This window comes from Micromonospora sp. BS32 (genome assembly GCF_059089345.1).
Window position 1 is genome coordinate 1 of the sequence record NZ_JBSSHR010000036.1, and the last position, 22,014, is coordinate 22,014.

General features: G+C 74.4%; 19 protein-coding genes. 8 read left to right on the forward strand and 11 right to left on the reverse strand.

What is annotated here, in order from left to right; genetic code table 11:
- On the reverse strand, window positions 1–1,190 hold a 1,190-nt coding region (locus tag AC5RWQ_RS29600), incomplete at its 3' end, for an MFS transporter (RefSeq protein WP_494285889.1).
- Between the two features lie 233 nt (window positions 1,191–1,423).
- Here AC5RWQ_RS29600 and AC5RWQ_RS29605 point away from each other — a divergent pair.
- The 3 genes from AC5RWQ_RS29605 (at window position 1,424) to AC5RWQ_RS29615 (ending at window position 3,199) form a co-directional block, all read left to right on the forward strand.
- A complete protein-coding gene (locus tag AC5RWQ_RS29605; protein ID WP_494285890.1) occupies window positions 1,424–2,401 on the forward strand; it encodes a helix-turn-helix domain-containing protein in 978 nt (325 codons plus the stop codon).
- A 79-nt stretch (window positions 2,402–2,480) separates the two neighbouring features.
- Complete coding sequence (locus tag AC5RWQ_RS29610) at window positions 2,481–2,714, forward strand: DUF397 domain-containing protein (protein ID WP_494285891.1); 234 nt, start codon at window positions 2,481–2,483, stop codon at window positions 2,712–2,714.
- Window positions 2,715–2,929: 215 nt separating this feature from the next.
- The gene (locus AC5RWQ_RS29615; protein WP_494285892.1) at window positions 2,930–3,199 is read left to right on the forward strand and encodes a hypothetical protein; all 270 of its coding nucleotides are present in this window, start codon (window positions 2,930–2,932) and stop codon (window positions 3,197–3,199) included.
- 137 nt (window positions 3,200–3,336) lie between these two features.
- On the opposite strand, the gene nudC is transcribed toward AC5RWQ_RS29615, so the two are convergent.
- The 3 genes from nudC to AC5RWQ_RS29630 are packed head-to-tail and all read right to left on the reverse strand — an operon-like array spanning window position 3,337 to window position 6,925.
- Window positions 3,337–4,284 (reverse strand): NAD(+) diphosphatase, encoded by a 948-nt coding sequence (nudC, locus tag AC5RWQ_RS29620; RefSeq protein WP_494285893.1) that lies wholly within the window; start codon window positions 4,282–4,284, stop codon window positions 3,337–3,339.
- The gene (locus AC5RWQ_RS29625; protein ID WP_494285894.1) at window positions 4,281–5,618 is read right to left on the reverse strand and encodes a M16 family metallopeptidase; all 1,338 of its coding nucleotides are present in this window, start codon (window positions 5,616–5,618) and stop codon (window positions 4,281–4,283) included. The genes nudC and AC5RWQ_RS29625 overlap by 4 nt, the downstream gene beginning before the upstream one ends.
- Complete coding sequence (locus tag AC5RWQ_RS29630) at window positions 5,615–6,925, reverse strand: M16 family metallopeptidase (RefSeq protein ID WP_494285895.1); 1,311 nt, start codon at window positions 6,923–6,925, stop codon at window positions 5,615–5,617. The genes AC5RWQ_RS29625 and AC5RWQ_RS29630 overlap by 4 nt, the downstream gene beginning before the upstream one ends.
- A gap of 428 nt (window positions 6,926–7,353) precedes the next feature.
- Between AC5RWQ_RS29630 and AC5RWQ_RS29635 the strand changes: the two genes are divergently transcribed.
- The 4 genes from AC5RWQ_RS29635 to AC5RWQ_RS29650 are packed head-to-tail and all read left to right on the forward strand — an operon-like array spanning window position 7,354 to window position 10,517.
- A complete protein-coding gene (locus AC5RWQ_RS29635; protein WP_494285896.1) occupies window positions 7,354–8,412 on the forward strand; it encodes an ABC transporter substrate-binding protein in 1,059 nt (352 codons plus the stop codon).
- The gene (locus AC5RWQ_RS29640; RefSeq protein ID WP_494285897.1) at window positions 8,409–9,188 is read left to right on the forward strand and encodes an ABC transporter ATP-binding protein; all 780 of its coding nucleotides are present in this window, start codon (window positions 8,409–8,411) and stop codon (window positions 9,186–9,188) included. The genes AC5RWQ_RS29635 and AC5RWQ_RS29640 overlap by 4 nt, the downstream gene beginning before the upstream one ends.
- Window positions 9,178–10,062, forward strand: coding sequence for an ABC transporter permease (locus AC5RWQ_RS29645; protein ID WP_334490250.1), 885 nt, complete (start codon window positions 9,178–9,180; stop codon window positions 10,060–10,062). Before AC5RWQ_RS29640 ends, AC5RWQ_RS29645 begins: the two co-directional genes overlap by 11 nt.
- A gap of 2 nt (window positions 10,063–10,064) precedes the next feature.
- Window positions 10,065–10,517 carry an RrF2 family transcriptional regulator gene (locus AC5RWQ_RS29650; protein WP_494285898.1) on the forward strand — a complete coding sequence of 151 codons (453 nt, stop codon included), beginning with the start codon at window positions 10,065–10,067 and terminating at the stop codon, window positions 10,515–10,517.
- An 8-nt stretch (window positions 10,518–10,525) separates the two neighbouring features.
- Here the strand turns inward: AC5RWQ_RS29650 and AC5RWQ_RS29655 are convergent, their stop codons facing one another.
- The 7 genes from AC5RWQ_RS29655 to AC5RWQ_RS29685 form a co-directional block, all read right to left on the reverse strand.
- Window positions 10,526–10,717: a hypothetical protein gene (locus AC5RWQ_RS29655; protein WP_494285899.1), complete on the reverse strand. Its 192-nt coding sequence runs from the start codon at window positions 10,715–10,717 to the stop codon at window positions 10,526–10,528.
- A gap of 275 nt (window positions 10,718–10,992) precedes the next feature.
- On the reverse strand, window positions 10,993–12,306 hold the full coding sequence (locus tag AC5RWQ_RS29660) for a DEAD/DEAH box helicase (protein ID WP_494285900.1): 1,314 nt from the start codon (window positions 12,304–12,306) through the stop codon (window positions 10,993–10,995).
- Between the two features lie 221 nt (window positions 12,307–12,527).
- Entirely contained in the window at window positions 12,528–12,731 is a 204-nt protein-coding gene (gene cspE / locus AC5RWQ_RS29665) for a transcription antiterminator/RNA stability regulator CspE (protein ID WP_007464836.1), read from the reverse strand.
- A gap of 199 nt (window positions 12,732–12,930) precedes the next feature.
- A complete protein-coding gene (locus AC5RWQ_RS29670; protein ID WP_494285901.1) occupies window positions 12,931–16,416 on the reverse strand; it encodes an ATP-dependent helicase in 3,486 nt (1,161 codons plus the stop codon).
- 37 nt (window positions 16,417–16,453) lie between these two features.
- Window positions 16,454–20,098: an ATP-dependent helicase gene (locus AC5RWQ_RS29675; RefSeq protein ID WP_494285902.1), complete on the reverse strand. Its 3,645-nt coding sequence runs from the start codon at window positions 20,096–20,098 to the stop codon at window positions 16,454–16,456.
- A 45-nt stretch (window positions 20,099–20,143) separates the two neighbouring features.
- The gene (locus tag AC5RWQ_RS29680) at window positions 20,144–20,689 is read right to left on the reverse strand and encodes an LOG family protein (RefSeq protein WP_494285903.1); all 546 of its coding nucleotides are present in this window, start codon (window positions 20,687–20,689) and stop codon (window positions 20,144–20,146) included.
- A gap of 4 nt (window positions 20,690–20,693) precedes the next feature.
- A complete protein-coding gene (locus tag AC5RWQ_RS29685; RefSeq protein WP_494285904.1) occupies window positions 20,694–21,578 on the reverse strand; it encodes an LOG family protein in 885 nt (294 codons plus the stop codon).
- Between the two features lie 154 nt (window positions 21,579–21,732).
- On the opposite strand from AC5RWQ_RS29685, the gene AC5RWQ_RS29690 reads away from it, so the two are divergent.
- Window positions 21,733–21,894, forward strand: coding sequence for a hypothetical protein (locus tag AC5RWQ_RS29690; RefSeq protein ID WP_494285905.1), 162 nt, complete (start codon window positions 21,733–21,735; stop codon window positions 21,892–21,894).
- The last annotated feature ends 120 nt before the right edge of the window (window positions 21,895–22,014 follow it).

Sequence of the window (22,014 nt, forward strand, 5' to 3'; positions counted from 1 at the left end):
GCGGTGGGCAGGGGCGGGGAGAGGCCGCGGCCGCGCCAGAGCCACGCGCCGGCGCCGGTGGTGACCACGCCGACCAGGAGGAAGAGCAGCCGGTAGTCCAGCACGTTCACCAGCAGCGCGCCGGTGCCGATGGAGACCGCCTGCGGGCCGCTCACCAGCGCCTCGGACGCCGCGGTGACCCGGCCGAGCAGGGCCGGCGGGGTACGCCGCTGGATGAGGGTGGTCAGCCCGACCATGGTCAGCGGCAGCGACACCCCGGCCAGCAGCAGCGCCAGCACCCCGAGCCGCAGATCCGGCCAGGACAGCGCCAGCGCGGCGGGGCCGAAGAAGGTCACCCCGACGGCGAGCGCCCCCAGTTCACCGGTACGACGCACCACGGTGGGTGAGAACAGCCCGCCGACCAGACCGCCCACCCCCTGCACGGTGACCAGCACCCCGACGAAGGCGGCGTCGCGGTGCAGCCCCTGGTCGACGTACGCGAAGATCAGCGACTCGCCGAACCCCATCACCAGCGAGCCCAGCCCGTAGCCGAGCAGGGCCCGGCGCAGCGCCGGCTCGCCGGCCAGGTGGCGCAGCCCGGTGCCCAGCTCGGCCGGCCAGCGCAGGGCGGCCGGCAGCGGTTCCTGCTCGCTCACCCGGAGCAGCCCGACCACGGCGGCGGCCGTGACGAACCCGGTCATCGCCAGCGTGGCGAGCAGCCAGCCGCCGACCGCCGCGTAGAGCGCCGCCCCGGCGAGCGGGCCGCCCAGGCGCAGCCCCTGCCGGACGGTCTGCAGCGCGCCGTTCGCCTCGGCCAGCAGCTCGCTGGGCACCAACTGCCGGATCAGGCCGCTGAGCGTCGCGCTGAGCGTCAGGTACGACAGCCCGTACAGCCCGGCCACCACGTAGATGATCCAGACGTCGGCCCGGTCCCCCACCGCGAAGAGCGGGGTGAGCACCAGGGCGGTGCCGAGATTCGCGGCCACGAAGAAGGGCCGGCGGGGGTAGCGGTCGACCACCCAGCCGACCAGCGGGGCCAGGGTCATCGGCGCGATGATCGCGAAGATGGTCGCGCCGGCCAGCCCGTCGGAGCCGGTCAGGTCCTTGACCCAGATCGCGAGCGCCAGCAGCAGGATCGACTCGGCGGCCATGCTGGCCAGCAGCGCGACGAAGAGCAGTCGGAAGTCGGGGCGGCGCAGGACGGTGCGCATGGGGTTCCCTCCGGCGGGGGTGGCGCCCGGTCTCGAGCGCGTGGGGAGGTGCGGCCGGCCGGGGACCTCGTCGTCCGGGGCAGGTGGCACCTTCCACAGTCCTCTTTTTGTCGCAAGACACGCCCTCGCCGGAACCACCGGCGCCGGTCGCGGCGTCCATACTGACCGTGGGGGGTGAATTTCATACAGTCACCGTCGCGTCTCGCGGCGGTCGAGGTGAAACGAGGACACCCGTGCCTCCTGCCGTACCGAGTCCGATCCTGCGCCGACGCAGGCTCGGCACCGAACTGCGCCGCCTGCGAGAGGCGGCGGGTCTCACCGGCGACCAGGTGATCGAGCGGATCGGTTGGGCCTCCGCGTCGAAGCTGTCCCGGCTGGAGAACGGGCGCAGCCGTCCTGACCCGGACGACGTGGCGCTCCTGTTGGAGCTCTACGGCGCCGAGGCCGAGCTGCGCGACGAGCTGCTCGGCATCACCGAGGAGGCCGGCGACATGCGCGCCTGGCGCCGGTCGTACCCGGTGATGACCCAGCAGCAGCTCGGGTGGGCGGAGCTGGAGGCGGGCTGCGCCGAGATCCGCGAGTACAACCCGGTGCTGGTGCCGGGGCTGTTGCAGACCGCCGGGTACGCGCGGCTGCGGATCGTCTCGGCGAACCTGGCCGCCGCCGAGGCCGGTGAGCCGGACGGCGTCGCGGAACCGGAGACCGAGGTGCAGGCCCGGCTGGCCCGGCAGCCGCTGCTGGACCGGGTGGACGGCCCCCGCTACACGGCGGTGCTGGCCGAGGCGGCGCTGGGCCAGCGCGCCGGCCCGCCGGACGTGCTGCACGACCAGTTTGTCCGCCTCTGCGAACTGGCCATGCTCCCCAACGTCACGCTGCACCTGCTGCTGCGGGACACCCGGATCGCCGAGTTCTACCTCCCGCCGACGGCCTTCTCGCTCTACCGGTTCGCCGATCCGCAGGATCCGGAGACGCTGGCGATCGAAGGTGGTTTCATCGACGCCATGTCAACCGAGGTAAACACCGTAAACCGCTATAAAGTGGCGTTCGAGTGGCTACGCTCGGCGGCGCTCTCCGCATCGGACACCCTTACCTGGCTCTTCGCGGCGACGGGACGGCTGGCCGACACGGCGACCCCGTCCACCACGGCCCCGGGTCCGGCAGCGGCGCCGGCCCAGCGCCGGCGTCCTTCCGGGCGCCTGACGGAACGGTGATCCAGGTCGGATCCTCCGTCGGGACCGGGCAGCCGCCACTCGTCCCCATCGGAGCAGTTCCACCGATCAGGAGCAGAAGATGAGCGAGATCCGTAACACCGTCCCCGCCCACGCGCTGGCCGACGCCCCGTGGCGCAAGAGCACCCGCAGCCAGACCTCGAACTGCGTCGAGGTGGCGCCGCTGGGCGCCGGCCCGGCCGCGGTCGCGCTGCGGGACAGCAAGGACCCGAGCGGTCCGGTGCTGCTGTTCAACCGGGTCGGCTGGCTCGGTTTCATCGGCGGGGCCAAGAACGGGCAGTTCGATGTGAACTGATCCGGTGACCGCACCGGGGCCGTCGGCGGGATGCCGGCGGCCCCGCGTCGTCTCCGCGACCACAACCTCCTGACCAGGCATCAACCGATCGGTCGGGTAGCGGACCGATCGCCGCGTTTCACTTGCTGGGATCCCCGACGCGCGTAACATGACGTTTCAGTGACGTGGAAGTTCCACTGCGTACTCGTCCGTCGCGGTTCCATCCGGAGACAGCCATGCGTTTCCTGATCGTTCGTACCGACATCCGTGCCGCCGCCGACAACGACATCCGCACGGCCTGGGCCGGTGGCGGCCGGCTGCGGGACGAGCGGACCACGCCCGAGGCACGCCGCCAGATCGTGCATGCCGAGGACCGCGACGCCGCGCTGCTGCTGGCCCGGGCACTGGCCACCGTGGGCGCCGTCCGCAGCGGCCGGCAGCGGGTCAAGGTGCTCCCGCTAGACGACCCCGGACACCCCGTGCGCTGGGACGACCCCGGGAGCTGACCGCCCGTCGACGTCCGTCGTGGTCGGACCGGCTCCCCCGCCGCGCTCCTTGCCCCGCCCGCCCACGACGGCCCGTGTTCCCGGCCCGTGACCGTCGCGGCAACGACCGTCACGGGCCGGGACCGCGTCCGGTCGGGTCAGCAGTGGCCGTCGAGCCAGCGGTGGATGAGGAAGAGGGCGATCGACGAGGGGGGCGGCAGGATCACCCGGGCCCCGTCGCCGGCGTCGACCGGGCGACCGGCCAGGACCGCGCCGATCTCCCGGCGGGAGAACCACCGGGCGTACGCGATCTCCGCCGGGTCGACCTGGATCGGCTCGCCCGGGTCCGCCTCGGCCAGGAAGCCCAGCATCAGCGAGCCCGGGAAGGGCCAGGCCTGGCTGCCCGCGTACCCGATCCGCTCGACCGCGACCCCGACCTCCTCGCGGACCTCGCGCAGCACGGCGGCCTCCGCCGACTCCCCCGGTTCGACGTAGCCGGCGAGACAGGAGAAGCGGCGCTCGCCCGGGGTGTGCGGCCAGGTGGCGTTGTTGCCGAGCAGGCACCGCCCCTCCGGGCCGTCCACCCCGTCGTGCACCAGGACGATCATCGCCGGGTCGGTGCGCGGCCAGGCCCGCTGGCCCTCGGCGTCCACCCGCGACCAGCCGCCCTCGTCGACCTTCGTCTGGTGCCCGGTCCGCGGCGACCAGCCGTGCCCGAGGTGCCAGTTGACCAGGGCCAGCGCGGTGGTGAAGATCCCCGCGTCCCGGTCGCCGAGCAGGTGGCCGACCTCCCGCAGGCTGACCGGCCGGGTGCCGGACAGCTCGGGCAGCGGCGCGTCCACGGCGAAGACCGGCACGCCGTCCGGCTCCACCCCGAGGAAGAGCGGCGCCGCGTCGCCGGGCGTCCCCACCTCCACCGCGTCCCGCAGCACCAGCACCGGCGGGTTCACGTCGGTACGGACCAGCGCCCGCCCCTCCCGGGTCGAGTCGAGCACCAGCACCCGGGCCCGCCGCCACGCCTGCGCCAGCCACTCCGGGTCGGTACGCCGGTGCGCCGCCCGGTCCAGAGTGGTCCGGGCCAGCGGCGGGGTGGTCTCGCCACTCACGCCGACTCCACCCGCACCGGGGTGAGTGCGGCCAGCGGCGCCGCCACCCGCTCGGCGTCGCCGAGCACGACGGTCACCGCGTGCGCCGGGGCGAGGTAGCGGGCGGCCGCCGCGGCGACGTCGTCCACGGTCGCGGCGGCGAGCCGGGCGGCGTGCTCGGCGAGGAAGTCCAGGCGCAGCCCGTTGCCGGCGTACGCGCTGGTCAGCGAGGCCAGGCCGGCCTGGGTGGACATGCCGAGCTGGAGGGTGCCGAGGGCGTACTGGCGGGCCTGCTCCAGCTCGTCCGGCTTCGGCGGCAGCGAGGCCAGCCGCCCCAGCTCGTACGTGGTCTCCAGCAGCGCCGGGCCGGTCACCTCGGTGGCCACCTCGGCGGCGGCGATCAGCACCGAGCCGGCGACCGAGTGCTCGATCGCCGAGTACGGCCCGTAGGTGTAGCCCTTGTCCTCGCGGATGTTCTCCGTCCAGCGGGACGAGAAGTAGCCGCCGAAGACCAGGTTGGCCAGTTGCAGCGCGGCTTGGTCCGGGTGGGTGCGGGGCACCGCCGGCAGCGCGATCCGCAGCGACGACTGCACCGAGCCGGGCCGGTCGACCAGGAGCAGCGGGCCCGGCTGGAGGGCCGGCGCGGGCGGCAGGTCGACCGGGTGGCCCTCGCCGGTCCAGGCGGAGAGCGCCGTCTCGGCGCCGTCCAGCACCCGCTCCGGCTGGAAGTCGCCGACCAGCACCAGCACCGCCTCGGCCGGGCGTACCCGCTCGGCGTGCAGTTTCCGCAGCGCGGGTGGGCGGATCGCCCGCACCTGGTCCGGCTCCGGGGTCTGCACGGCGTACGGGTGCCTGCCGTAGATCCGCTTGAGCAGCGCGGTGCGGGCCAGGTGGGCGGGCTGGCTCTGGGCGACCTGGATCCGGTCGACCAGCCGGTCCCGCTCGGTGTCCACCCAGTCGGTCGGGTAGGTGGCGCCGGTCAGCACGTCGGCGAGGATCTCCAGCATCCGGTCCAGCCCGGTGACCAGGCTCGCCCCGGAGAGCATCAGCCGGTCCGGATCGACCCCGGCGGAGAGCCCGCCGCCGACCCGCTGGAGCTCGGCGGCGATCTGCGTGGCGGTGTGCGTCTCCGTTCCGGAGAGCACGGTCTGCGCGAGCATCGCGCCGCGGGCCAGGTGGGCCCGGCCGAACGGCATCCAGAGCCGCAGCTCGACCAAGGGGACGGCGGGCCGGCGTACCGCGATCACGGTGAGCCCGTTGGCCAGTGTCCGCTCGGCCTGCTTGGGCAGCTTGAGCCGACGGTTGGGGCCGAGCGGCGGCAGCGCGCGCGGCGCGGCGGGCAGGGTGGTCGTCATCGGGCACCTCCGGCGATGACCTCGATGGCGGCGCGGCGCTCCGGCCGCAGGGTGGCCGCGGCGGCCCGGACCTGTTCCTCGGTGACCTCGCCGACCAGCCGGGGCAGCTCGTTGAGCAGGCCCGGTTCGCCGCGCTGCTGTTCGAGCACCGCCATCTGCAGCGCGCGGCCGAGCACCGCGTCGGTGTCGCGCAGCAGGTGGGTGGCCATCCGGGCCTGGGTACGGGCCAGCTCGCCCTCGGTCAGCCCGTCGGTGGCGAGCCGGTCCAGCTCCTCGTCGATAGTGCGCAGCACCTTGTCGACGTCGCCGCCGGGCGGCAGGTGGGCCTGGAGCAGCAGCGCGGTGGGGTCGCGCACGTCGAACGGGTCGCCCATGAAGCCGAGGTAGCCGCCGAGGGCGGTGACGCTGCGGTCCCGCTGGACCAGCCGCTCGACCAGCCGGGACGCGTCCCCGTCGGTGAGCACCTCGGCCAGCACGACGTACGGCAGGTAGTTGGCGAAGTCGCCGATCGGGTCGGGCACCCGCCAGGCCCCGGCCACCGCGGGCAGCGGCGCCAGCTTGTCGGTGTACGACGTGCGCCGCTCGGCGGTGAGGTCGGGCTCGGTGAAGTCGGGGCGGTCGGGGGCGGGCCGGGCCGGCACGTCGCCGAAGTGCCGCTCGATCAGCTCGGTCGCCTCGGCCACGTCGACGTCCCCGCTGACCGCGAGGACGGCGTTGCCGCTGGCGTAGTAGCGGCGGAAGAAGTCGGCGGCGTCGGCGACGGTGGCGGACTCCAGGTCGTCGAAGGAGCCGTAGCCGTCGTGCGCGTTGGGGAAGGTGTCGAACATGACCGGCGGCAGGGTCAGCCAGGGGAACCCGCCGTACGGCCGGTTGAGCACGTTGACCCGGATCTCCTCCTTGACCACGTCGACCTGGTTGCGCAGGTTTTCCTCGGTCAGCCGGGGGCCGCGCATCCGGTCGGCCTCGAGAAAGAGCGCGCGTTCCAGCGCGTTGCTCGGCAGGGTCTCGAAGTAGTCGGTGTAGTCCAGGTGGGTGGAGCCGTTGAAGGTGCCCCCGGCACCCTGCACGTGCCGGAAGTGGGCCAGCTTCTCCAGGTTCTCCGAGCCCTGGAACATCAGGTGCTCGAAGAGGTGGGCGAAGCCGGTGCGCCCCTCGGGCTCGGAGCGGATGCCGACGTCGTAGACCACCGCCACCCCGATCACCGGGGCGCTGCGGTCGGGGGTGAGCACCACCCGCAGGCCGTTGTCGAGGGTGAACCGTTCGACGGGATATTTCGTGGCGGGAATTCGAGCTCTGCGCGTCGGCACGAGATCGACCCTAGTGCGGGGTCCACCAACATGCACCGGGGTTGCCGGGGATGTCGTGGATCCTCGCCGAGTAGGCGAGCGACTCCCCACCGGGTGGTGGGGCGGGCCTCCGCAGGCCGACTGATCCTCGGACCGCCCGATGTTGCGACAGGCGGCGCGGGTCACGTCGGGACCGGCCAGCACCGGGTAGGTGGCGGCCAACTCGACGGTGCGTGATCACCTCAGGCAGCACGACGGCTGCCGTCTCGGTGATGGATCCGCGCCCGGCGTACGAGTGGCGATGCTGGCAGCCAGCCCCACCGAACAGGTGGGGATTGTCGAGATTTCCACGACAGGCCGTCTCGCATTGTGGACCGGTCTTGACGCTGCTCGGCGCCTGGCCCACTCTTCCTACCAACTAAATAGGATTACTGCGGATTGGATGGACGATGAGACGGCTCCCCCTGCGTCGGTTGGTCTCCCTCACCACCCTCGCCGTCATCGGCGTGGCGACGATGGGGACCACCGCGGCGTGCGGTGACGACACCGAGGCCGGCGCCTCCGGCCCGGTCACCCTCCGGCTCGGCTACTTCCCCAACATCACCCACGCCCCGGCCGTCGTCGGCGTCGAGAAGGGCATCTTCGCCCAGAAGCTCGGCAGCGACGTCAAGCTCGACACGAAGACCTTCAACGCCGGCCCGGCCGCCATCGAGGCGATCTTCTCCGGCGCGCTGGACGCCACGTACATCGGTCCGAACCCGACCGTGAACGCCTTCTCCAAGTCCAAGGGCGAGGCCGTCCGGGTGATCTCCGGCGCCGCCTCCGGCGGCGTGGCGCTCGTCGTCAAGCCCGCCATCACCTCGGCAGAGCAGCTGCGCGGCAAGAAGATCGCCACCCCGCAGCTGGGCAACACCCAGGACGTGGCGCTGCGCTACTGGCTCAAGGAGAAGGGCCTCAGGACCACCAAGGAGGGCGGTGGCGACGTCAAGGTCGTCCCCCAGGAGAACGCCCAGACGGTGGAGACCTTCAGCAGCGGCGCGATCGACGGCGCCTGGGTGCCCGAGCCGTTCGTCTCCCGGCTGGTCAACGCCGGCGGCAAGGTGCTCGTCGACGAGCGCGACCTCTGGCCCGACAAGAAGTTCGTGATCACCAACCTGATCGTCAGCACCAAGTTCCTCAAGGCCCACCCCGACGTGGTGAAGAAGCTGGTCGAGGGGCAGGTCGCGGCGAACGAGTTCGTCAACACCAAGCCGGACGAGGCCCAGCAGGCCGTCTCCGACCACATCGGCAAGATCACCGGCAAGCCGCTGGACGTCAAGCTGATCAAGCAGGCCTGGCCGACGCTGGAGTTTACCAACGACCCCATCGCCTCCTCGCTCAAGACCGGTCTCGACCACGCGGTCGCGGTCGAGCTGACCCAGCCGACCAGCCTCGACGGCCTCTACGACCTGAAGTACCTGAACGAGGTGCTCAAGGCCACCGGCGAGGCCGAGGTCAGCCAGCCGTGACGTCGACCACGACGACCCCGCGCAGCGCGACCGGCCAGGTCGCGCTGCGCGGCGTGACCAAGGTGTACGGACGCGGCGAGAACGCCGTCCTCGCCCTGGACGGAGTCTCCCTGGACGTGGCGCCCGGCGAGTTCGTCTGCCTGGTCGGCGCCTCGGGCTGCGGCAAGAGCACCCTGCTCAACCTGGTCGCCGGCCTGGACCGGCCCAGCGGCGGGCAGATCGACGTCGGCGAGGGAGTGAACCCGGGGCTGATGTTCCAGGAGTCGGCCCTCTTCCCCTGGCTCACCGTCGAGGGCAACGTCGAGGTGCCGCTGAAGCTGCGCGGGCTGTCCCGGGCCGCGCGCCGGGAGCGGGTCGCCGAACTGCTGCGTACAGTGCACCTGGCCGACTTCGGCCGCAAGCGCCCGCACGAGCTCTCCGGCGGCATGCGGCAGCGGGTCGCGCTGGCCCGCACCCTCGCCCTGGACACCCCGGTGCTGCTGATGGACGAGCCGTTCGGCGCGCTGGACGCGATGACCCGGGACATCCTCCACGACGAGCTGGAACGCATCTGGTCCGAGCGGAAGCTCACCGTGCTCTTCGTGACCCACAACGTCCGGGAGGCGGCCCGGCTCGCCGACCGGATCATCCTGCTCTCCAGCCGGCCCGGCCGGATCATCTACTCCACCGAGGTCGACGTGCCCCGGCCGCGGCGCATCGACTCCCCGGAGATCGCCGCGATCGCCGCCGAGGTGACCGACCGGCTCCGTACGGAGGTGGGCCGCCATGGCCAGTGACACCCTCGCCACCACGCCGCGCAGCGACGCGGAGATCTCCGGCCTGGACGCGCTGGAGATCGCCGGACGGGAGAAGGCGGCCACCCGGGCCAACCGGATCTGGGCCTCCACCTGGCCGAAGGTCGCCGCGCTCGCCATCGCGATCGGGCTCTGGCAGCTGGTGGTGTGGTCCGGCTGGAAACCGCCGTACTCGCTGCCCGGGCCGGTCACGGTCGGCGAAGAGCTGCTCCGCCAGCTCCGCGGCCCCCAGCTCTGGGACGGCCTGGCCACCACACTGCGCCGGGCGGCCGTCGGCTACGTCTTCTCGGTGGCCGTCGGCCTGCTGGTCGGCCTCGCGGTGGCCCGGTCCCGGGTGCTCCGCGCCGCCATCGGCTCGATGATCACAGCCCTGCAGACCATGCCGTCGATCGCCTGGTTCCCGCTGGCGATCCTGCTGTTCGAGCTGAGCGAGAAGGCCATCTTCTTCGTGGTGGTGCTCGGCGCCGCGCCGTCCATCGCCAACGGAGTGATCACCGGCGTCGACTACGTGCCGCCGCTGCTGGTCCGGGCCGGCCGCAACCTCGGCGCCCGGGGCCTCAACCTGTACCGGTACGTCATCGCGCCGGCCGCGCTGCCGGCCATCGTGGCCGGGCTGAAGCAGGGCTGGGCGTTCTCCTGGCGCAGCCTGATGGCGGGTGAGCTGATCGTGGTCGGCATCTCGCAGACCTCACTGGGCGCGCAGCTGACCTACTCGCGGGAGCTCTCCGACGCGCCGTGGCTGCTCTCCACGATGATCGTCATCCTGGTGGTCGGCCTGCTGGTGGACGCGGCGTTCGGCGCGGCGGACAAGGCGATCCGGCGCCGCTGGGGCGTCCTCGACCAGGCCGGCAACTGACCGTGTACGTCTCCGCGCGCAGCGACTACGCCCTGCGGGCCATGCTCGCCGTCGCCGCCGCCTCGACCAGCGGTGCCGGCGGGTACGGCGGCGATGGCGCGGGGCTGGTCAAGGCGGCGGCCCTGGCCGAGGCGCAGGGCATGCCGCTGAGCTTCCTCCAGGGCATTCTGCTCGATCTGCGCCGGGCCGGCCTGCTGCACAGCCATCGCGGCACCGAGGGCGGGTACGCGCTCACCCGGCCGGCCGCCGAGATCAGTGTCGGCGATGTGCTGCGTGCGGTCGGCGGATCGCTGACCAGCGTGCGCGGCCTGCCGGCGCAGGACGCCGGCTACCACGGCGTGGCCAGCGGCCTGCAGGACGTCTGGCTCGCGGTGGACGGCGCGATCGCCCTCGTGGTGGACCGGACCACGCTCGCCGAACTGCTGGTCCGGGAGGGCGGCACGGCCACCGCCTGACGGGGCGGTCAGGCGGTGGAGACGGTGTCGGCGGCGACCGCCGGCGCGTGCAGCTCCACCAGCCCGGCGGGGGCCGCCGCGTCGGGTACGGGGTGCCACGGCGCGAAGGCCGCGACCATGGCGAGCGCCAGTCCCGCGCCCGCCACCGCGAACACCACCAGCAGCTCGCGCAGCGCCCCCGAGCCGGCGTCGCCCGCCATGGTCACCCCTCCCGTGCCCGGCCACCAGGGCCGGGTTCTTCCCCCCGAGGCAAGCCTCGATCAGGCGGGGGCGCGGGACAGTCGCCGATCGGACGCAATCGAGCCGGCAAGCCGACCCAACCCCGACCATGATCACCCGGCGTGTCGGCCCGACTACGCAGCGCCAGAAAACCGCCGGTCCGCTGCGGAACTGGGCCAGGAAAACACACCGACCCGGAGCCACGAGCGGCTCCGGGTCGGTGCGGTGAGGTATCGCGTGGGCTTCCGGTGACCGGTCAGGCGGTACGCGGGCGGCGCGGCCGCCGGGACCGGCCCGAGGCGCGGTGCGCCGAGCGCCCGCCCTCGCCACCGGTGCCGTTGCCGGTCCGGGCACGGGCGGCCGGCGCCGGCTGCGGGGCGACGATGGTGACCGCCACACCGGACGGCTCCCGGGCACCCGTCACCCGGGCCAGCGCCTCGTCGCCGAGACGCACCTGGGTCGACTGCGGCTTGATGCCGGCCACGCTCATCAGCCGGGAGACGTCCCGGCGCTGCTCCGGCAGGACCAGGGTGATCACGGCACCGGACTCCCCCGCCCGGGCGGTCCGGCCACCCCGGTGCAGGTAGTCCTTCGCCTCGGTCGGCGGGTCCACGTTGACGACCATGTCGAGACCGTCGACGTGGATGCCCCGGGCCGCCACGTCGGTCGCCACCAGTGCGGTGATCTGGCCGGTGCGGAACTGCTCCAGGATCCGGGTGCGCTGCGGCTGCGACTTGCCACCATGCAGGGCCGCGGCGCGTACCCCCTTGGAGAGCAACTGGCGGGCCAGCCGGTCGGCGCGGTGCTTGGTCCCCATGAAGAGGATGGTGCGGCCCTCGCGGGCGGCGATCTGGGTGAGCGCGGTGGGCTTGTCGGCCGCGTCGACGTGCAGCACGTGGTGGGTCATCGCGGTCACCGTGGCGGTGCCCGGGTCCACCGAGTGCGAGACCGGGTTGGTCAGGAAGCGGCGGACCAGCCGGTCCACGCCGCCGTCCAGGGTGGCGGAGAAGAGCATCCGCTGGCCGTCCGGGGCGACCTGCTCCAGCAGCTTGGTGACCTGCGGCAGGAAGCCCATGTCGGCCATCTGGTCGGCCTCGTCGAGCACGGTGACGGCGACCTCGCCGAGCCGGGCGTCACCCCGGTTGATCAGGTCGTTCAGCCGGCCCGGGGTGGCCACCACCACTTCGGCGCCGGCCCGCAGCGCGTCCGCCTGCCGCTGCAACGACAGACCGCCGACGACGGTGACGCAGCGCAGCCCGAGGGCCCGGGCGTACGGGGCCAGCGCGGTGGTGACCTGCTGGGCCAGCTCACGGGTCGGCACCAGCACCAGCGCCAGCGGCCGGCCGGGGCGGGCCCGGCGACCGGCGGTACGGGAGAGCAGCGGGAGCCCGAAGGCGAGCGTCTTGCCGGAGCCGGTACGGCCCCGGCCGAGCACGTCGCGGCCGGCCAGGGAATCCGGCAGGGTGGCCGACTGGATCGGGAACGGCTCGGTGATGCCCTGCGTGGAGAGCTCGGCGACCAGGGCCGGAGCCAGACCGGTCGCGGCGAAGCTGGGAATGGTCATGGTCATGCGGAATGCCTTCCTCGACGCGGCACGTGTCGAGGGAGGGCGCCGGGAAGCGGCGCTGTCACCGGCGGACTCGTCCGCCGGGACTCACAAGCACGAACCGATGGGGTACAGGCCGGTCCGCCGCAGCACGCCGCGTCCCGCCGGAGCGGGGGGCGGCGCGGCGGACCGGTCCCGTCACCGCACCCGGAGGGCGCGGAGGGTGTTACGGGTCGATCCGAAGATCAGAGCGGGCGGATGTTCTCCGCCTGCGGGCCCTTCTGGCCCTGGGTCACCTCGAACTCGACCCGCTGGTTCTCGTCCAGGCTCCGGTAGCCGGAGGACTGGATCGCCGAGAAGTGGGCGAAGACGTCAGCGCCGCCGCCGTCCGGGGTGATGAAGCCGAAGCCCTTGTCAGCGTTGAACCACTTGACGGTGCCAATAGCCATTTGTTTCGTCTCCTTGACGGAACGCCGAACCCGCACTTGTTGCGGGCTCGAAGAGGAGCGTGCCGCAGTGCACGGCACACCTGTCGCTGCTGGTCGCCCCGCCCGGAGAACTCCGGACACAACAAAGAGCGCCTGGGGCCACAATCCGCCAGGCGCACACAGAGTCTCTGGAAACCAAAACTGCAACGAGGTCAACGTATCACGGATTTCCCGCCGCGCCACCCCCCACCGAGATTTCCGTGGTCGGGACTTCCGGCACGCCGGCGATCAACGCGGTCAGCCCGTCGGCGTCCAGCAGATCCGCCGGCCGGACCGTGGCGCCCTCCCGGACGTAGTGGAACGCCGCGCCCACCCGCTCCACCGGCACCCCGGCCAGCTCCGCCCAGGCCAGCCGGTAGACCGCCAGCTGCACTGCGGACGCCTCGGCCTCCCGCCCGGCGGGGCGCCGGCCGGTCTTCCAGTCGACCACGTCGTACCGGCCGCCGGGGCGGGCGAAGACGGCGTCCATCCGGCCCCGGACCACCACGCCGGCGATCACTGTGGCGAACGGCACCTCGACCTCCGCCGGCACCCGGTCGGCCCACTCGCTGGCCAGGAAGCGCTCCTGCAACTCGGCCAGCGCCTCGTCCGGTGCGGCGTCCGCGTCGGCCGCGCCGGGCAGCTCGTCCACGTCCAGCAGCCGGTCCGCGCCGAAGCGCTGCTCCAGCCAGGTGTGGAAGGCGGTGCCCCGGCGGGCGTACGGGCTGGGCTCGGCCGGCATCGGCCGGCGCAGCGCCCGGGCCAGCGCCTCCGGGTCCCGGCGCAGCGCCACCAGCTGGGTCACCGACAGGTGCCCGGGCAGCGCCACCTCCATCGCCTCGGCCTGCCGGAGCAGCTCGGCCCGCTCGGCGAGGAGCAGGTCCGCCTCCCGCCGCCAACGAGCCACCTCGGGATCCTCACCCGGCACCTCCCCGGCAGCCTCCGGGTCAACCGGCTCGCGGCGGGCCGCCCGCGGGTCGTCCAGCGGCTCATGCCGGGCCGCCGCCGGGTCGTCCAGCGGCTCGCGCCGGGCCGCGTCGGGGTCGGCGAGGAAGCGGCGGACCAGTCCGGCCGCCTCGGCCAGCGCCGGCCGGCGGGCCCCGAGCGGGTCCGCCGGCCACTCGGCGCGCAGCACCGTCTCGGTGGTCGGGTTCACCGCGTCCCCGGCCGGCTCGGGCACCCACGCGTCGACCAGGTGCCCGTCCGCGCCGCCGAGGCAGGCGTCGTGCACCTCGCGGAGCAGGACCGAGGGCCCCCGGAACCGCTTGGTCCCCTCCCCCCACCAGTAGCCGGAGCAGAGCAGCAGCCGCCGCGGCCGGGTCACCGCCACGTACGCCAGCCGGCGCTCCTCCCGCTCGTCGTGCGCCCGCCAGGCGTCGGTGAAGTCCTCCACCGCGCGGGCCACCCCGCGCTGGTCCTCCGCCGCGTCCAGGGCCAGCTCGGGCAGGCCGTCGGCGTCCCCGCGCAGCGGGAACGGCAGCACCCCGAGCCCACCCAGCCAGTGGTCGGAGTTGCGCACCGGCCCCGGCCAGACGCCCCGGGACAGCCCGGCGACCGCCACCACGTCCCATTCCAGGCCCTTGGCGGCGTGCGCGGTGAGCACCTGCACGGCGCCCTCCACCACGTCCACCTCGCCCGGGGCGAGCCCGCGCTCCTCGTCCTCGGCGGCGGCCAGGTAGGCCAGGAAGCCGGCCAGGGTCGCGCCGGGCGTATCGCCGCTGAACCGTGCCGCCACGTCACCGAGGGCGTCCAGGTGGCCGCGGGCCAGCCCGGCGTCGCCGGCGCCGTCCCGGCCGGCCCGCACGGCCACCTCCACGTCCAGGCCGATGGTCCGCTCGATGTCGGCGATCAGCTCCGGCAGCGTCTGGTCCAGCCGGTAGCGCAGCAGCGCCAGTTCCATCCCGTACGAGCGCAGCCGTGCGTACCCCTCGGCCGAGTACGCCTGCGCCGGCCCGAGGTCGGCCAGCGCCTCCACCAGCGTCGCCTCGTCCAGGGCGTCCACCACGATCTCCGGCCCGTCGTCGCCGGTGAGCTGCCGGCGCGACCGGGCGATGGCCCGCGCCCGGCGGTGCAGCGCCACCAGGTCACGCGGCCCGATCCGCCAGCGCGCCCCGGTGAGCAGCCGCAGCAGCGCCGCCCCGTCGGTCGGATCGGCGAGCACCCGCAGGGTGCAGACCACGTCGCGTACCTCGGGGGTGTCCAGCAGGCCGCCCAGGCCGACCACCTCGACCGGGAGGCCCCGGGCGCGCAGCGCCGCCTCGATCGCCGGGATCTGGCTGCGCAGCCGGACCAGCACGGCGGTGGTGGGGCGCCTGGGCACCTGGATGTGCTCGGGCAACGAACCGGGCATCCGGGCGGCGCCCCGCCAGGCGGCTAGCACGCTGTCCGCGATCCAGTCGGCCTCGTCGGCGTACGTCTCGAGCAGCGCGCAGTGCACCGTGCCGGCGGCCCGGCCGCGCGGGCTGCGGTGTGCGATGGGCTCCCGGACGCTCATCGCGGCGTGCAGCTCCGGCACCCGGGCCCCGGCGGCCCGCAGCGGCACCGACAGCGCGTTGGCCACGGCGAGGATCTCCGGCCGGTTGCGCCAGCTCGTGGTGAGGCTGAGCACCTCGGCCGGTGTGCCGTCGGGGCGGGCGAACTCGGTGGGGAAGCGTTCCAGGGTGCCGGCGCTGGCCCCACGCCAGCCGTAGATGGACTGGCAGGGGTCCCCGACCGCGGTGACCGGGTGCCCGCCGCCGAATAGCGCGTTGAGCAGCACCACCTGGGCGTGGCTGGTGTCCTGGTACTCGTCGAGCAGCACCACCCGGAACCGGTCCCGCTCGATCGCGCCGACGGCCGGGTGCTCGCGGGCCACCCGGGCGGCCCGGGCGAGCTGGTCGGCGAAGTCCATCGCCTCGAAGTCGTCCTTGCGCCGGCCGTACGCCCGGACCAGCGGAAGCAGCTTCAGCCGGGTCTGCTGGAGTCGCAACGCCTTCCGCACGTCGGCGTAGACCCGGCCGGGGCGGGACTGCACCTCGGCGAAGAACCGCCCGGTCCAGCCGGAGAGGTCGTCCGGGTCAACGAGGTGCTCGTCCAGCTCCCCGGCGAGGGCGAGCACCGCGTCGGTGATGGTGCTGGGCATCCGGTCGACGTCGGACATGTCGCCGTCGTAGTTGCGGACCAGCAGGTCCACCAGCTGCCAGCGGGACGCCTCGGTGAGCAGCCGGGTCGTGGGCTCGTACCCGGCGCGCAGCCCGTGCTCGGTGACGATCCGGCCGGCGTACGAGTGGTAGGTGGCGACGGTCGGCTCACCGGCGAGCGGGTTGTCCAGCGGGTCCCGCCCGCGCCGGCCCAACCTCCGGACGAGCTGGTCGAGCCGGGTGCGCACCCGGTGCCCCAGCTCGCCGGCCGCCTTGCGGGTGAAGGTGAGACCGAGGATCTGCTCCGGTCGGACGTACGAGTTGGCGACCAGCCAGACCACCCGGGCGGCCATCGTCTCGGTCTTGCCGGAACCGGCGCCCGCGACCACCAGCAGCGGCTCGACGGGCGCGGCGATGATCGCCGCCTGTTCCGGCGTCGGCGCGGGCAACCGCAGCAGCCGGGCCAGCTCGACCGGGGTGTAGCGGGGCCCGGCGTCGGCGGCCCGGGGCGCCGGGGCGGCGGTGCTGAACAGGGTCGGCTGGGTCACTGCACCCTCTCGCTTCGCGCGTACGCGGCTGGCCGGCTCACGGCTGCTCCGGGCGACGGACGGCCGGCGGCTCGACGACCTGCCGGCCCTGGCCGGAGACGGGGCAGCTGGTGCGCACCGGGCAGACCCGGCACTTCGAGTTGGCGACCGCGGCGAAGGTGGCGGCGGCCATCGTATCGGCGGTACGCCGGACCAGGTCGGTGGCCCAGCCCGCCTCGGGGCCCTCCCCCGCGGCCGCCTGGGCCTGCTCCCGGGCGTCCTTCGCCCCGGTGCCGAGCTGCACCAGCGCCGCCCCGCCCGAGGCGTCGCCGTACTCCGCGAACGCCCCCGCCTCGACCGCCGCCTGGTACGCCCCGAGCTGCGGATGCTCGGCCACCTCCCGCTCGCTGACGGCGGTGGATTTGCCGGTCTTCAGGTCGATCACCACGAGCCGGCCGTCGGCGTCGACCTCCAGCCGGTCCACCCGGCCGGTCAGCTCGACCGGGCGCCGCGGGTCGTCGAGCCGGACCGCGAACTCGTGCTCGATGGCGAGCAGCCGGCGCGGGTTGCCGGCGAGCCAGCGCAGCAGCTTGTCCACCATGGCCTCGGCGCGGTCCCGTTCCGGGCCGACCATCCAGCGGGCGGCCAGCTCGATCGCGTCGAACCGGGCCGCGACGTACTCCAGCAGGGCGCTCCGGTCGGCGCTGGCGTCCTCGGCGAGCATCGCGGCGGCGTGCACCAGGTTGCCGACGCCCTGCGCGGCGCTCGCCGGGCCGCTGCCGCCGTGCCGTTCCAGCAGCCAGCGCAGGCTGCACCGGAGCGCGCTCTCCATCGCCGACGGGGTGACCCGGACCGGCTCCCCCTCGTCGACCAGCGGCCGGTCGTCGGAGAGGCCGCGCAGCCCCCACCAGTCGTCCGGGTGGGCGCCGGGGATGCCGGCGGCGGCGAGGCGGGCCAGCTCGGCCGCCGCCGCGCGCCGCCGGGCGGCCGGCGCCGCCGGATCGGTGACCGCGGTACGCAGCTCCGCCACCAGCGCGGAGAGGGTGAGCGCCCGGGGCGGACGGCCGACGGGCAGTTCCCGGGGCCGGTCGGGTTCGTCGTCGTCCGGCCCGGCGAGGTCGCCGGGCTGGACCTGGTCGGTCCCGGTGTCGCCGGCCCCGTGGACGGGGGCGGCGTCCGGTCCCACCGCGGCCGGCCCAGACCGCGCCGGCCCGGCGGACGTCGGCCCGGCAGGCGGCGGGCCGGCAGGCGGCGGGCCGGCAGGCGGCGGGCCGGCCGGCGTTGGACCGGCCGGCGTTGGACCGGCCGGCGGCGGGCCGGGCGCGGGTGGCTCGGTGACGCCCAGCTCGTGCAGGAAGCGGCTGGGCTGCTCCTCGTGGTCGTCGCCGCCGACGGCCGCCGAGGCGACCGCGGTGACCAGCAGCCGGCGTCGGGCCCGGGTCACCGCGACGTGGAAGAGCCGACGCTCCTCGTCCAGCAGCGCCGAGGTCTGCCCGACCAGGCTGGCCCGGACACCGGCGCCGTCGGCCCGGCCGGCCAGCACGTCGACCAGCCGCTCCGAGCCGAGCAGGCTGCCACGCAGCCGCAGGTCGGGCCAGACGCCCTCCTGGACACCGGCGACGGCGACCAGATCCCATTCCAGCCCCTTGGCGGCGTGCGCGGTGAGCAGGCGTACCGCCTCGCCCCGATCGGCGCTGGCGGCCAGGGTGTCCGCCGGTAGGTCCTGGCCGAGCACATGGTCGAGGAAGACCTCGGTCCGGGCGCCGGGCAGCCGGTCGGTGAACCGGGCCGCCGCGTCGAAGAGCACCATCACCGCGTCGAGGTCCCGGTCGGCGGCCTCGGCCCGCCAGCGCTGCGCGGTCTCGTGCTCGCCGGTGGCCGCCCGGCCCCGGTTGATCGCGCCGGCCCACCGCTCGGCCAGGCCGCTGGCCCGCCACACCGCCCAGAGCACGTCCTCGGCGGTGGCGCCGGGCGTCGCCGCGGCCCCGCGGGCGGTGGCGATCAGCTCCGCGACCGTACGGGCCGGCTCCACCCAGCGCCGGTCGATGCCCGCCAGCTCCGCCGGGTCGCCCAGCGCCTCGACGATCAGCTCGCCGGAGGGGCGCCGGTCGCCGCGGGTCAGCGCGAGGGCGCGCAGCCCCTGGCGCAGCCGCCGCTCGGCCAGCGGGTCGGCGCCGCCCAGCGGGGAGTGCAGCAGGGCGACGGCGCCCTCCTCGTCCAGCCGGTCCGGCTCCAGCGCGCAGCGCAGCAGGAGCAGCAGCGGCGCCACCGCCGGTTGCAGGTGCAGCGGCAGGTCCTCGCCGTGCACCACGGTCGGCACCCCGGCCGTGTGCAGGGCCCGCCGCAGCGACGGTAGGTGCAGGTGGGTGGAGCGGACCAGCACCGCCATCGCCGACCACGGCACGCCGTCGAGCAGGTGCGCGGACCGCAGCGCGTGGGCCAGCGAGGCGGCCTCGCTGGTGGACGAGCGGAAGGTGCGTACCTCGACCGAGCCCGGGGGCGCGTCGGGCAGCGGGCGGAGCTGCCGGTGCGCCGCCGGGCCGCGCAGCCGCCGGGCCAGCCGGCCGGTCGCGGCCAGCAGCCCCGCACCGGCCCGGTACGAGGTGGTCAGCACGACCTGGGCGGCGGGCGCGCCGGAGGCCGTCCGGAACCGGTGCCCGAAGGTGCCCACCACGGCCGGATCGGCACCCCGGAAGGCGTACGTGGAGGAATCCGGGTCGGCGAAGGCGACCAGTGACGCCCCGCCACCGGCGATCACCGCGAGCAGTTCCTGCTGGGCGGGATCGGTGTCGGCCAGCTCGTCGACGTAGACGTGGGCCAGCCGGCGGCGCTCGGCGGCGAGCAGCTCCGGGTCGTCGAGCAGCATCCCGGTGGCGGCCCGGACCAGCTCGGCCGGGTCGTACGCGATGGAGCCCCGGTTGCTCACGTCGCGCAGGGCGAGGACGGCCACGTACTCCCGGAGGAAGCGGGCGGCGGCCGGCCAGTCGGCGCGGCCCAGCTTCTCGCCCAGCCGGGCCAGCTCGACCGGGCCGACGCCGCGTTCGGCGGCGCGCATGAGCAGGTCCCGCAGCTGGGCGGCGAAGGCCCGGGTCCGCAGCGCGGGGCGCAGGTCGTCGGGCCAGCCGACCGGGTCGTCGCCGGGCTCCTCGCCCACCACGTCGAGCAGCTCGCGGATGATCAGATCCTGCTCGGGGCCGGTGAGCAGCCGGGGCGACGGCTCGCCCCGTTCGGCGGCGGCCCGGCGGAGCAGGCCGAAGGCGTACGCCGGGAACGTCCGCACCAGCGGCTCGCGGAGCACCCGGTGGCCGTCGGCGGCGACCCGCGCCTCGATGCGGTGGCGCAGCTCGGTGGCCTGCCGGCGGCCGAAGGTGAGCACCAGGACGCGTTCCGGGTCGACCCCCTCGGCCACCCGGGCGGCGACCGCCTCGATCAGGGTGTGCGTCTTGCCGGTGCCAGGACCCCCGACGACCAGCATCGGCCCGTCGGTGTGCGCGACGATCTCGGCCTGGCGCGGGTCGACCACCGGGTACGCGTCATCGCCCGCCGACCCCCCGGACCGCGGCTCCCCCAGGTCGCCCGGGCCTGGCCGGCCGTTGCCCTGGATGGACCCGCCGGCATCGCGGTCTCCCCGGACCGCAGCGGCGGACCGCCCCCCACCCGGGCCCGGTCCGGCAGGCCGGCGCACCAACCGGTACCCCTGCACCCGGACATCCCACCACGCCGGTACGACACCACCACCCACCGCGGGTCAGGTGAGGTGAGATTCCAGGGTGTCTAGGGCGGCGGGGACCGAGTCCACCACCGTGAGCAGGTCCAGGCCTGCGGGTTTGAGGAAGGCCTGGTCGCCCAGGGCGGCCAGCCAGTCGAGCAGCGGGCGGTAGAAGCCGTCCGTGTCGACCAGCACCATCGGCTTGGTGTGCAGGGCCAGGGTGGCGGTGGTCCAGACCTCGAAGAGCTCGTCCAGCGTGCCCAGGCCACCGGGCAGGGTGAGGAACGCATCCGACTTGTCGATCATCAGGGTCTTGCGGGCGGCCATGCTCTCGGTGACCAGCAGCTCGTCCGAGGAGAGGTCGGCGACCTCCAGGTCGACCAGCGCCTGCGGGATCACTCCCACGGTGCGCCCACCGGCGGCCCGCGCGCCGTCGGCCAGGGCGCCCATCATGCCGACGCAGCCGCCACCGCTGACCAGGGTGTGCCCGCGCCGGGCCAACTCCGCGCCGGTCTCGGCGGCCAGCTCCAGCCAGCGCTGGTCGAGAGTGCGCGAGGAGGCGCAGAAGACGCAGATCGCCGCCACCGGTTCAGCCCTCCCGGCCGTCGTCACCACCGGCCCGGCGCACCGCCCCGCCGCCGGACTGCCGGGCCGCCTCCTGCCGGTCGGCGGCGCCCCGCGCGACCGCCTCCTCGCGGACCGCCTCCTGCTCGGCCGAGAGCGCCGCCTCGGACTCGACGATGTGCCGGACAGCGGCGTCCACGTCGTCGGTGAGGCAGATCAGCTCCAGGTCGACCGGCCCGATCTTGCCTTCGGCGGCCATGGTGTCGCGCAGCCAGTCGAGCAGCCCGCGCCAGTAGTCGGTGCCCATCAGCACCACCGGGAACCGGGTGACCTTGCCGGTCTGCACCAGGGTGAGCGCCTCGAAGAGCTCGTCCATGGTGCCGAAGCCGCCGGGCAGCACCACGAACGCCTGGGCGTACTTGACGAACATGGTCTTGCGGGCGAAGAAGTAGCGGAAGTCGATGGCCAGGTCGACCCAGTCGTTGAGGCCCTGCTCGAAGGGGAGCTCGATGCCGAGCCCGACGGAGAGCCCGCCGGCCTCGCTGGCACCCCGGTTGGCCGCCTCCATCACGCCGGGGCCGCCGCCGGTGATGACGGCGTAGCCGGCGCCGGCCAGGGCGGCGCCCAACTCCTCGGCCAGTCGGCACTCCGGGCTGTCCGGGGTGCTGCGGGCGGAGCCGAACACGCTGACCGCGGGTGGCAGATCGGCGAGGGTGTCGAAGCCCTCGACGAACTCGGAGAGGATCCGCAGCGCCCGCCAGGCGTCCTTGGTCTTCCAGTCGCCGCGCCCCCGCGAGTCCAGGAGCCGCTGGTCGGCGGTGCTGGCCGGGATCGCGCCCCGGCGCAGCGTGACGGCGCCCCGGTGCCGCTCGGGATCGCGGCCCCGCTGCCGCCCGTTGCTCTGGCTCATGGGAGCAACCGTAGTGGAGCCGCCCTCCCGAGGTGCGCTGGGCGACGAGCCGGCGAGAAAGTTCGAGATCTTGGGCAACTAATTCGGTCGCCCGTACGTCTTACTATTCGCATACCGGGTATGCCCGGCGCGCGCCTTCGGGGGAGGAGCAAGCGTGATCAACAACAACGAGCGGATGCGGATCCGCCGGCAGATGCAGCGACGGATCCGGGACGTGGTGGCCGAACGCCGCCGCACCCGCCAACTGGAGCCCTCGCCGGCGTCCGCCCCCGAACCCACGGACCCCACCGACACCCCCCAACTCACCACCGTCTAACCACCCCACCCCCACCCCGCCCCCCACCCCAGTCCTGGTTGATCAAGAAGTTTCGGTCTCGGGAAAGCGCTTTCGAGGACCCAAACTCCTTGATCAACGCGGATGGAAGCGGGGGGGGGC

What these genes read in the sequence shown, in the direction of transcription:
- AC5RWQ_RS29660 (WP_494285900.1), bottom strand. Translation starts at nt 12,306, where the DNA reads ATGACCATGACCATTCCCAGCTTCGCCGCGACCGGTCTGGCTCCGGCC.
- AC5RWQ_RS29635 (WP_494285896.1), top strand. Translation starts at nt 7,354, where the DNA reads ATGAGACGGCTCCCCCTGCGTCGGTTGGTCTCCCTCACCACCCTCGCC.
- cspE (WP_007464836.1), bottom strand. Translation starts at nt 12,731, where the DNA reads ATGGCTATTGGCACCGTCAAGTGGTTCAACGCTGACAAGGGCTTCGGC.
- AC5RWQ_RS29625 (WP_494285894.1), bottom strand. Translation starts at nt 5,618, where the DNA reads ATGACGACCACCCTGCCCGCCGCGCCGCGCGCGCTGCCGCCGCTCGGC.
- AC5RWQ_RS29615 (WP_494285892.1), top strand. Translation starts at nt 2,930, where the DNA reads ATGCGTTTCCTGATCGTTCGTACCGACATCCGTGCCGCCGCCGACAAC.
- AC5RWQ_RS29610 (WP_494285891.1), top strand. Translation starts at nt 2,481, where the DNA reads ATGAGCGAGATCCGTAACACCGTCCCCGCCCACGCGCTGGCCGACGCC.
- AC5RWQ_RS29645 (WP_334490250.1), top strand. Translation starts at nt 9,178, where the DNA reads ATGGCCAGTGACACCCTCGCCACCACGCCGCGCAGCGACGCGGAGATC.
- AC5RWQ_RS29655 (WP_494285899.1), bottom strand. Translation starts at nt 10,717, where the DNA reads ATGGCGGGCGACGCCGGCTCGGGGGCGCTGCGCGAGCTGCTGGTGGTG.
- AC5RWQ_RS29685 (WP_494285904.1), bottom strand. Translation starts at nt 21,578, where the DNA reads ATGAGCCAGAGCAACGGGCGGCAGCGGGGCCGCGATCCCGAGCGGCAC.